Below are 12327 nucleotides of genomic sequence, written 5' to 3'. Positions count from 1 at the left end.
CAATTACAGTGAGTAACGCACCCCAAGAGCAAAGGTTCGGCTATAGATACCTGAATTGAGGTTCATCAAATTCTCATTGCCCGCCCCATAATACGTCTGATAAACATCATCAGTCAGGTTAGTGGCATCAAATGTCACCATCAGGTTGTCTGTTACATCATAGCTCATTTGGAAATCGAGACTTTGTTCAGGGCGGCTATACACTGCCAACGGGTTCGCGAACAAAGCGGATTCACTGTAAGACATAAACTTGTCACGCCATACATACGACAAACGCATATCAAAATCTTCAGAATCGTAAGCAAGTACAACACTGTAAGACAGATCAGACACCCCGTAGATATCGTAATCGTCGTAGCGGATAAACGTGCCGTCTTCTGCTACCACTGGATAACTCTGGCTAGAATCGAGTAAGGTCACACTCGACTGAATACCTGCGCCATCTAACCAATCAGGTAAATTCGACGGGAAGTAAACCGCTCCAATCTCCATCCCTTCCAGCACACCATTTGATGCGTTCTGTGGCGAGCTTAATACGTACTTTTCTTCTTCACCATCACCGTCGTCATCGTGATAAATAACGGTACGCGAGGTAGTCACAAAACCTTCAATATCGCGCTTAAACAAGGTTGCATACAATGAACTGGCTTCCGCAAAATACCATTCTAAAGACAAGTCATAGTTCACCGACTCTGTTGGCTTCAAGTTAGGGTTACCACCGCTCGCTTGTGCATAGCCCACATTACTCACGTCATCGCCGTAGGTGATGTAGCTATTTAGATTGCCGAAATCAGGCATACGCAAGGTTTCGGTATACGCAAAACGCATCATAACATCGTCAGCAATGTTCCAACGCACCACAAGACTAGGCAACAAACGCTTGGTGTCGGTTTTCACGTCTGAGGTAACGATGTCTTGTTTGTAGTTAACATAACGCACACCAAATTCACCGTTAATTGCGTCGTTCAAAGTAAAGTTAGACGTAGCGTATAACGCCAAACCATCTTCTTCTACATAGAAAGTTCGCGCAATTAGCGACGCGGGATCTTGTAAGCCATACAGGCTTCTAAACTCATCGGCATGGTCAAAAATGTAGAAACCGTCTGCCACTGCCCATGAACTTGGTACATCGGCGCGACCGTCAAAGAAGTTCTTGGTAACGTGAATTAGGCCTTCGCCGCCATCTTCAAGCTGGTCCATAAAATCAGACACTGAACCAGAACCGTCTGCCGATTGATCATAAGTAAAATCTTCCGCAGTACGGCCGTCATAACGCAAGCCAAATTTGATATTGTCGATGTAATTGTTATCAACAAAAAGCTTACCGTTTAGCGTGACACTCAACGCATCGCCTGAGTTACCGCCGCCATTGTCATACAGATATGATGCATTCCAGTTGTCGATATCGGTAAGGTCCGATTCATCAAGTGCGGTACCCGGATTGTCCAGGAAGTTGACTGATGCAATACCGTCATTGTGGTTAAAGTCAGCACTTACACCATAGGCTGTGCGCAAGAATCGCATGGCAAAAAACTGCGTTTCATATTCTGACTTTTGATATACCACTTCACCGTCTAGCGTTAGGTTGTCGTTAACGTACCAACTACCGCCAAGTGCATACATCCAACTGTCGGTTTTACCTTTAGAGGTGTCACCGCTGGTAAAGTTGTACGTATTGTAGGCATTGCGAGATTTAACCACATTCGTGCCTTCGAACACCTGAATCGCAGCCGCTTCGTCGGTAAGCGCTTCGCCGTTAGGTCCGGTCCACTCAAAAATATTAGTAAAGTTAAGTGAATTGAACGATTGGTTGCGATAGCCGTTATAGAACACTTCTGCCACCAACTCTACGTCGGCATTTGGCGCCCATTGTACCGACAAATTAGCAGCCGGACGTTCGCGCTTACCGATAAAGTCATTCATAAAAATGGCATCGCGAGAGAGCATATATTCAGTTTCTTGGCCATTTACATCAATGGTTGAACCGGTTGCAGTCGGTAGGCCAGCATCTAGGCCAGCAGTCCATAACTCATCTTCGTAGGCACGAGAATCTGAAGTGTAGATACGCTCGTAAGCAGAGAAGCCATCCGCTGGGTTATTGGTCATATAGGGAACAAGCGCACCAGGAGTGATGTTCATGTCTCGATAATTTGTTTCGGCGTAAGATACGTTAAATAACACGCCCAGTTCACCGCCACCAACTTCCCAACGGTCACTCAACAACAAACTCAAATTAGGGTCGACCTTTTCACGTTGGTCTTGATAAATACCACGTGCTGCAACAACTACTTTTGAACCGTCAAAATTAAACGGACGTTGTGTTTTAATATCGATAGAACCAGCGATCCCAGTTTCTATTTGTGAAGCAGAACGCGTTTTAAACACGTCAACCTGAGCGAGTAAGCTCGCAGGAATATCGGCTAATGCGACAGAACGGCCAGCGCCAGTAAAAATTAACCGGCCATTTACGGTTGTGTTCACATCAGTTAAACCGCGAATAGAAACGGTAGAAACTTCACCCGCGCCACGTCCCGTGGTTTGTACACCTGTAACACGCTGAAGTGACTCTACAACATTGTTATCTGGAAACTTACCAATGTCTTCCGCAACAATCGCGTCAACCAATTGGAAGCTTTGACGTTTAATGTTCAATGCCTTGTTTAAGCTACCTTTTATACCTCGCACTTCGATGGTTTCTACCGGTGCCCCGTCCTCTGTCACCTCAGACTCGTCTACTGATTGAGCAAGACCGGCTTGGTGAAACATCGCCATTGCGATCGCACTTGCCAGGTAAGCTTTTTTAAACATTTTCTACTCCGATTAATTCTGGACTGTCAGTATGAAGCAGGGCGCGAGATTAAAAAATATTTAACACAAGCGAAGAAAAATGCGTCAATACGCACCCTGTTAATTCATTGTTACGCATTATTATTAATATTGTATGATTAATATATGGTCAACTGCATTTACCTAAAAATTACAAATAAGAATAAGCAACTGTTTTTATTGTGATTTTTATTTTTACATCTAATTGTTTTATACAATAATGTTAATAATCATGTAATTCAAGAGATTGTAATCACAGCCATTTATATTACTATAGTATAGTTGTTAACGTAACTTAAATAAACTGTGTTACACAGAAATCATAAGAAGGAGTGATTGGATGAAGATAATTCGTAGCACGGTAGCCCTATCAGTATCACTGGGATTACTCAGTGCATGCGGAAGTGGAAGTGACAGTACGTCCACGCTACCAGCACAAGATTTGGTCGATGATAATGATCAGGTGGTATTAGAAACCATCGACAATCCAACCATTTCAAGTAGCTTTACTGGGTTCACTGATGTCAGTGTGCACGATCCCTCAGTTTTGGCTGTTACTGCAGCAGACAACACCAAAAGCTATTATATTTTTGGCTCTCACATGGCATCAGCCAAAACCACCGACTGGGTAAACTGGGTCGATTTCGACACTTCCAACGACACTGCCTCAAACAATAACGAACACGTGCTTTGGAGTAGTTTATTCCTCAACACCGATAGTAATACCGGTGCAGCTTACGGTTACGTGCAGCAAGTACAAGACGGGGTGTTGTTTGCCAACGATGCCAATGGTGATGGCATCGTTGATGACGCCTTGTCCGTTGACTCTGACTCCGATGGCGTGGCCGATACAACCGAGCTTGGCAGTGTAGGTATGTGGGCTCCCGATGTAATTCAACTCAGCGATGGCAAATTCTATTTCTATTACGACCACTGCAATACACCAACGTCAGGCGAGTGCGACAACTATCATTCATACCTTGGTGTAGCGCGTGCTGACAACGTTGAAGGGCCTTATGAAGATCTCGGCTTAATTTTAACAACAGGTAATGACGTAACGTCGGGGATTAACGGCGAGCAATGGGACGACCAAACTAATCCTAACGGTATTGACCCTACGGTATTTTTTGATGCAGAAAACCGCTTATGGATGGTATATGGCTCATACGCAGGCGGTATCTGGATCATGGAACTTGATCCCAGCACGGGCTTCCCACTGGATTACGAAGAGGGTACCCGCAGCTATGGTACGCATCTAACTGGCGGATACTACAGCGCTATCGAAGGGCCATACATTATGTACAGCCCAGAAACCGAATACTACTACCTATTCACCTCGTATGGCGGTTACGATTCAAACGGCGGTTACAACGTTCGTGTGTCTCGTTCAACCTCACCTGACGGCCCGTATGTCGATATGCGCAATCAAGACATGCTAGGCATGTTTGAAGACGAATCACTGATCAGCGATGGCGTGTTGGCAACAGATGAAACCGCCTCTTACGGCGTAAAAGTTGTGGGTAGCCATACTTGGAGCGCTGGCTTAGGTGAAGTAGCGAATACCGCAAGTTACTACTCTCCCGGCCACAACTCAGCTTACTATGACGAAGAAACGGGTAAACACTTCATGGTGTTCCACACTCGCTTCTCTTCAGAATCTGAAGGCCACCAAGTACGCGTACACGAATTATTGATGAACGAATACGGCTGGCCAGTGTTAGCGCCGTTCCGCTATGTACCTACCGAAGGCAGTAATATTGTCGACTACGAAGACGTAGTAGGCGATTATCAGTTCTTGTTCCAAGACCAAGATACCAATACTACACCTCACGAATCTGTGTATGTGTCGCTTACCGCTGACAATCAAATTACTGGCGCTTATACAGGTACTTATAGCATTGATAACGACGGTAACCTAAAGCTGATCATCGACGATTTAGGTACCTTCCGTGCGAAAGCGACGTGGCAATACAATGAGAATCTTGCAGAGCCGCAATTAGTGCCAACCTTTAGTGGTTATGCCACGGTTGAAGCCACCACGCTATGGGGCGCGAAACTGCCAGACTTAGACGCTAGCGAGGTCATGAACGACATTGCTGATGCGGCTTCAGCAGAGATCCCTACTAAAACCGTATTTGATCTTAACTTATCAACCAGTGGTGCGCGTGGTGCAACAATCACATGGTCATCATCAGATGAAGGCGTGATCAACTCATCTACTGGCACTGTTACACGTCCGGCAGTCGGTGAAGACGACGCAAGTGTGACCTTGTCGGCAACGGTGACCCTAGTGGACGGCACTGCACAATCTTATACTTACACAGTGAATGTGCCTGCGCGTGTTGCCTACAACCGCATTGCCACATATTCATTTGACGGGAACTTGAGCGATAGTTGGACGTCGGATGGCGCAACATCAGCTGACGCCACCTTGTCGGGCTGGTTCGTATTTGATTCAGCAGAAACCACAACCCCAACTTACAGCAGCGACGCCAAGTCAGGGCAAGCTATTGAATTGGGTGGCAATGATGCTGACAACAATTTAGGCTATTACGGTGTTGTCTTAGACAGCGCCCTGTCACTGCCAACTTACACCATTTCGATGTGGGTAAAACCTGATGTAATCACTCAGTACACCCCGGCATTCTTCGCCAACGCCGATGCGTCAAACTGGCTAGGGATTTATCCTCAAGGCTGGAGTGTTGACGGTTCAATGGTGTGGTCATTCAGCGAACAGAACAATGGCGCTTGGAACGATGTAATTTCTTCTGAAGGCATCATTCCGGTTAATGAATGGACGCACATTGCATTTACTTACGACGGTACTACAGGCGTAATGTTTGTTAACGGTGTGCAAGTTGCGTCACTGTCTAACTTCAATGATATTTTCAGTGATAACGCCGTTCAGCTGGCCCTTGGTGTCAACTTCTGGGACACCCCATTTAACGGGCTAATCGATGAAGTAAAACTCTATGATGATGCCTTATCAGCCGCTGAAATCCGTGCACTAGACGTTGAGATGAAATCTGACAACGAGCTAATAAGTGCCGCCCTCGATGCCGTAGTTGAAGAACTATCAACCCAAGGGATCACTGCGTTACGCGGTGACTTGAGCTTGTCTCAGGAAGGGCCGTTTACCTCAACCGTGAGCTGGGCGTCTAACAACGAAAGTGTTATTGCGACTGATGGCACGGTTACGCGCCCTGGTGAAGGCGAGAGCGCTGCAACTGTGGTGCTAACAGCATCTGTAACCCTTAATGGTGAAACGCAAACGGTTGATATTGAAGTAACAGTAATGCCAGTTGAACTGCCTGACCGCGTTGCAGCATATAGCTTTGAATCTTCGCTTGAAGACAGCAATGGCACATACAACACAGGTACCATTACTGGCCGTCTACTGTCGAGTACAGCCTCATATTCTGAAGCCTTGTACGACAGTGGTATTAATGGTCAAGGGGTTTATCTAGATGGCTCTTACGGTGTCATTTTAGGCGAAAACGTCTTCAACGATGACACATACACCATTTCTGTCTGGTTAAAACCTGAAGCATTAACCAGTTACTCAGCGGCGGTATTTGGTTATGAAGATGGCGACGTGTGGTTTAGCTTTGTGCCGTATAGCTGGGCCAGCGACTACTACTTCTGGTTGTGGGCACACACTGCAGCAGGATACGTTGACAATAGCTTTGGCCAAACACTAACCGAAGGTGAATGGGTGCATGCGGTGCTGTCAGTCAGTGGCAGTAAGGCAACGGTGTTCCTCAACGGTGAGCAAGTGAACGAAATTACCACTATGCCTACCCTGTTCGACGCAGACACCAGTAACTATTTATCAATTGGCGCCAACTTCTGGGATGTGCCTTACCAAGGTATGCTTGATGAGCTTGTAATTTACGATGAAGCCATCGGTGAAGCTGAAGCCCAAGCGATATACAATCAGTACAAAAACAACCGCTAAGTTTTTGTCTATCTAAGCCCAAAATGCCACAACCTTGTTGTGGCATTTTTATTTCAATATCATTGCCTTACCTCATCTTTTACGATTCCCAATCAATAGCATCTATTTATTCAATTGGCGCAAATTTTACAAACCGATAATCATATATAGGCGGTTAATTAATTGTTAAAAGTTTGCCGAAGGACAATAAATCATGCGAAACAAAAAACTGCCTCTAGTAACAGCTGTTGCATTGGCCTTGTCACCAATGTTGGTGACTTCAACCCTCTCTGCTAAAGAGACACCCAAGACAGTAACCAGCCCGTCTTCTCTGGAAAACGCGCCAAGATCGAACAAATTCTGGTGGCCAGAACAATTGGACCTCAGTGCACTTCGTGCTCACGGCGAAGAATCAAATCCTTTTGATGAAGATTTTGATTATCGCAAAGAGTTCCTGACTCTTGATCTGCAAGAAGTGAAAAAAGACATCGCTGCAAAGCTCACCGACTCTCAAGCTTGGTGGCCTGCGGATTGGGGCACTTATGCACCTTTCTTTATCCGTATGGCATGGCACGCAGCAGGAACATATCGCGTTGTTGACGGACGCGGTGGTGCAGGCGGTGGCCAACAGCGTTTTGACCCGCTAAACAGCTGGCCTGACAACGCTAACCTAGACAAAGCCCGTCGTTTGCTTTGGCCCATTAAGCAAAAATACGGTCGCAAGATCTCTTGGGCTGACTTAATGGCACTTACTGGTAACGTGGCGCTTGAGTCAATGGGCTTCAAAACCTTCGGTTACGCCGGTGGCCGTGAAGATGATTGGGAACCAGATTATGTATACTGGGGACCAGAAACGAAAATGCTTACCGACCAACGTCGTGACAAGAAAGGCAAATTAAAAGGCCCACTTGCTGCTGTTGAAATGGGTTTGATTTACGTTAACCCAGAAGGCCCACACGGTAATCCTGATCCATTGCTAGCTGCTGAAGACATGCGTTTGTCGTTTGGCCGTATGGCTATGAATGACGAAGAGATCGTTGCACTTGTTGCTGGTGGTCACACATTCGGTAAAGCACACGGCGCCAAAAAGGCAGACTGCCTAGACAAAGAACCAGCGGCTTCTGCCACTGAAAACCAAGGTATTGGCTGGAAGAACAAGTGTGGTAAGGGTCACTCAGAAGACACCATGACCAGCGGTCTTGAAGGCGCTTGGACAGTGACACCAACGCAGTGGTCAATTAACTACCTCACTAACTTGTTTAGCTTCAACTGGGTAATTACTAAGAGCCCTGCTGGTGCAACACAGTGGAAACCAGACACTGAAGCGGCTAACAACATGGTGCCCGACGCGCACGTTGAAGGCAAACGTCATGCACCTATGATGTTTACCACTGATATTGCGATCAAAGAAGATCCTAAGTTCCGCGCTATTGCAGAACGCTTTATGAATAACCCTGAAGAGTACGAACTCGCTTTCGCAAAAGCTTGGTTCAAACTTAACCACCGTGACCTTGGTCCTCGCGCTCGTTACTTAGGCGAAGAAGTACCAGAAGAAGTGTTGTTGTGGCAGGACTACATTCCTGAAGTAAACCACAAATTGGTTAGCGCTAAAGACGTGAAAAAACTGAAAGCCACTATTTTGGATTCAGGTTTGAGCGTACAGGAATTAGTTCGCGTGGCATGGGCTTCTGCAGCCAGCTACCGTGGCACAGACATGCGTGGTGGTGCAAACGGTGCACGTCTTCGTTTAGCACCTCAAAACGAATGGGCTGTTAACAACCCAGCAGAAGTGTCTAAAGTACTACTTAAGCTAGAGAAAATTCAAAAAGACTTTAATAAAAAGTCTTCAAGCAAGAAGATTTCTCTTGCCGACACCATTGTACTTGCAGGTGCAGCAGCAGTTGAAAAAGCAGCGGCAGATGCTGGTTACAAAGTTACCGTACCATTTGTACCAGGTCGTATGGATGCAAGCCAAGAAATGACAGATGTTGAATCATTTGCGTTCTTGGAGCCAAAAGCTGATGCATTCCGTAACTACTACTCTGAAGATGCATTCTGGGGCCCAACTGAAATGCTAGTTGAGCGTGCAGACTTACTTAACTTATCTGTACCAGAAATGACTGCATTACTTGGTGGTATGCGTTCAATTGGCGCTAACTACAAAGGCAGTGAACACGGTGTATTCACCGACCAGCCTGGCGAGTTGAGCAATGACTTCTTTGTTAATTTGCTAGACATGTCTACCGAATGGAAAAAGTCTGACACTGACGGCGTTTACATCGGTGTAGACCGCGCTAGCGGTAAGCAGAAGTGGACAGCTACGCCAGTAGACTTAATCTTTGGTTCAAACTCTGAGTTGCGTGCGATTGCTGAAGTGTACGCGTCTGAAGATGCGAAAGAGAAGTTCGTTACAGACTTCGTAGCCGCATGGACTAAAGTGATGCAAAACGACCGTTTCGACCTGCTGTAAGGTGAACGAACGTTTTAAAAACGTCTAAAAAAATACCCCGCAATCGCGGGGTATTTTTATTTTTGCAGGTTAAACAACCCCATGATCATTCATGGTGAAGTACCGCATTACCCGTTTCGGAAGGCAATGCATAACTTGGTTTTTTCCCACCTAGGTCAACCAAAATAGAATCCAGCATCACACCTGCATCAATCATAAATACTTTTAACGTGTGCTTACCCGGCTTATCTATCAGCTGTTGAATCGACGCGCTAGCTTGGTTTTTCAACACGTTTTGCTTCCAAGTTTCGCTACGACCTTGGGTACGAAAATCCAGAACTTCCGGCTTGTTGTCATCAACAACCACAGCAACACGTACTCCACGCCCAGCAAACATAGGGTGTGTCGGCACTACATTGACACTCACTTCAGCCATGCCCTGGTTAAAGGTATAAAAGTCGTACTCTAGTGCAGGCCCCTCAAGAGATAACGGCGACACAGATAGAGAGTCAACCGTAACGGGCACTGCCTGCATCACACTGCCACTGTAACCGAGCTCCTCAATTATCTGCCAACGACGTTCAGATAAACCCGATTGGCGCTGGAAGTGCTCAGCATGCATCACCACATACCCCAAGTCTTCGACAAAACCATCAAAGGTCTTCAACACCGGAATATCCGGATTAAACACATTTAAACTAATGTCTGTTTGAAAACCCTCATTAGCAAATACAAGTCTGCCAGGCACTTTAAATGAAGGAGGGATGAGTTGGTGATCATGCCCTAGCGGCGGCTCTTTCAAGGCTTCGCCAGTAGGCACTTTGTCCCACTCGATATCAACCCAAACACGCTCATGAGGGTGGGATTTAGTTAATGTCCCCTTTGTCTTAGACAGTGAAATCCAAGGCTGTTGAGGCGAAATAGTCCACTCACTCGCTTTATCGCCATTCAAATAAATATCAATAAAACGTGGCTTGCGACTAAAAGCGTTAAACACAGGTAAGGTGCGGGCATGGCTATTGGTGATATGCGAATTAGCCGGCATATCAAAGCCTTCTAACACAAAACCTACTGCCTGCTTCTGCTCGCGATGGGGCTGCGCTGAAGAAGGCATATCAAACACAGGCAAGTAGCGCGGAGACGCCGACATGATATGCTGCCACTTACCATTTGCTACCTCGGTATTGTAGTAACGGGTAATGTCTTGGATGGTTTGATAACTTGATGCCATTTGTTCCGCATACCAGTTAGCATCACCTCGACCTTGGGCTGCGGAAAAGGCATTTTTATAGTGATAAAGCCATTTCAGGCTCATATTCCCAGCAGCAACAATGGGGTAATAAGCCAACTGGTAAAACGCATCTTGGCGGGTTTTATCAATTTGCGGTTGTAAGGTTTCCACTTCCTTGATCAACGCCTGCCACTGGGTGATAAGTGTGCTCACTTCATCACCGTAATGAGTTTGTGTTAGTTCGCTGGGCTGAGGCAATGACACAGGCTCAACATGGCTCCATGCCATAAACTCAGGACGGCGTTGATACACCAAGTGAAAATACTGCTTGAACATAGCGACCAATCTGGCCGATGCTTGTGCCGATAGATCACGAGCAAAATACCCCGCCATTTGCGTGTAAACATCATCCGCAGAGTTAAATTGGTCTCGCTGCCACGCAATGTCCATAAACAATTCGGTATTGTATTCGTGTGGCTTAATATCTCCGACATTCAACACCCATTGTTCACGGGCGTTGAGATCCCACGCTTTAGTAATTTCTTGCCACATTAAAACAGGATTAGTCGAATTTAACCACAGGTAATCATGAGGACGCCCCCAGTAAGACGTGTGATAATAAATACCCGCCCCACCTGCGCGTTTTTGTTCTTCAGGGCTGCTGAGTTGACGCAGATAACCATAATTATCATCGGTCCACATTAACGTGATGTCATCGGGTACTTCGAGGCCGTTTTGATAGTACGTTAATACTTCTTTGTAAGGCACAAAAGCTTGCGGAATGGCATCGGCTTCTTCGCCGGTGATGGACGACAACAACTCTCTTTGATCAGTGATCACCTTATCGAGCAGCGCCACTTGGTCAGCCATAGAACTGTCGCGCATGATCATTGGCGAATCGTGCTCACCACGCATTGCGACGGTATAAATGCTTTCGAAGTCTTGGGTTTCCTCAATACGCTTGCTAAAAAACTGCTTTACCGCTGCAGCATTAGTGTCGTAGCGATATTGCCCCATAGCCTGTTTATTCCACTCACCATTGATGTTCGACAACATGGGCTCTGCATGGGAGGTACCAACTACAATGCCGTAATCATCGGCGACTTGCTTGTTCTCGGGTATTTGATAAAACGGCGTGGTGGTTTTATGCATGGCAGGCCAAATAGTATTGGCGCGCAAACGCAGTAAAAGCTCAAATACGCGGGCGTAAGTTTTTGACCCTATATCGCCGATTTCCGGCTCATAGTTTTTTGCCGCCCAAATCTGTAAGCCCCAATCTTCATCATTGAGGAAGATACCACGGTACTTCACACTCGGTGATGATGATGCGGATGCTTTTACATCAACAGACAAAGGGAACTGCGTAGCGGGCGTGACATCGGCCCACCATTCCCACGGAGACACGCCAAGCTGACGTGACAATGACAGTAAACCATAGGCAGTACCGCGTCGGTCACTGCCCACAATAACTAACGCCGGTTTATCGCCAAGAGCGGCAATAGGCTTCAACCAAATTTGATAGCGTTCCCACTGACCTTGAATTGAAGATGGGTCAATGTCGCCTTGCTCGATCAACCGATCGATCAAGGCGCTCTGACCTAAGGTTCCCGCAATAATTGCAGTGTGAGGAACCGAATTAAAATGTGACGCGAGTAACAACTTGTGGCCGCTTATCGCCGCCACATCACCCGCTAGCATACCCGCAGCTTTGTGTACAACTGTTGCATCTGACTCATCAACAAAGAGCGTGGCTACGCCTTTTTCCCCAACCAAAGAAAAAGGCGCGGCCCCACTTTGCACACTCAGGCCAACACTACATAAAATTACGATCACCCACCCTTTGGGTTTCCACCACACTGCCACTGCGCTTACTCCTTGCAGAAA

The 12327-nt window shown here is 46.5% G+C and carries 4 protein-coding genes; 2 read left to right on the top strand and 2 right to left on the bottom strand.

Annotated features, from left to right (window positions below; translation table 11 throughout):
• Positions 1 to 3: 3 nt before the first annotated feature.
• The gene (locus tag ACXAH6_RS10580) at positions 4 to 2808 is read right to left on the bottom strand and encodes a TonB-dependent receptor (RefSeq protein WP_474876643.1); all 2805 of its coding nucleotides are present in this window, start codon (positions 2806 to 2808) and stop codon (positions 4 to 6) included.
• Positions 2809 to 3166: 358 nt separating this feature from the next.
• Between ACXAH6_RS10580 and ACXAH6_RS10575 the strand changes: the two genes are divergently transcribed.
• Positions 3167 to 6784 carry a LamG-like jellyroll fold domain-containing protein gene (locus ACXAH6_RS10575; protein WP_474876642.1) on the top strand — a complete coding sequence of 1206 codons (3618 nt, stop codon included), beginning with the start codon at positions 3167 to 3169 and terminating at the stop codon, positions 6782 to 6784.
• Between the two features lie 193 nt (positions 6785 to 6977).
• Positions 6978 to 9233, top strand: a complete 2256-nt coding sequence (katG, locus tag ACXAH6_RS10570) for a catalase/peroxidase HPI (RefSeq protein WP_474876640.1) — start codon at positions 6978 to 6980, stop codon at positions 9231 to 9233.
• 85 nt (positions 9234 to 9318) lie between these two features.
• On the opposite strand, the gene ACXAH6_RS10565 is transcribed toward katG, so the two are convergent.
• A complete protein-coding gene (locus ACXAH6_RS10565) occupies positions 9319 to 12306 on the bottom strand; it encodes a glycosyl hydrolase 115 family protein (protein WP_474876638.1) in 2988 nt (995 codons plus the stop codon).
• Between the last annotated feature and the right edge of the window lie 21 nt (positions 12307 to 12327).

The organism is Alteromonas sp. ABE4_545 (assembly GCF_056161325.1).
The sequence above is the reverse complement of the archived record's forward strand: the minus strand, read 5'-3'. Positions and strand labels throughout refer to the sequence as shown.

Excerpts from the sequence above, each read along its gene's own strand:
- ACXAH6_RS10580 (WP_474876643.1), bottom strand. The coding sequence starts at position 2,808 with ATGTTTAAAAAAGCTTACCTGGCAAGTGCGATCGCAATGGCGATGTTT.
- ACXAH6_RS10575 (WP_474876642.1), top strand. The coding sequence starts at position 3,167 with ATGAAGATAATTCGTAGCACGGTAGCCCTATCAGTATCACTGGGATTA.
- katG (WP_474876640.1), top strand. The coding sequence starts at position 6,978 with ATGCGAAACAAAAAACTGCCTCTAGTAACAGCTGTTGCATTGGCCTTG.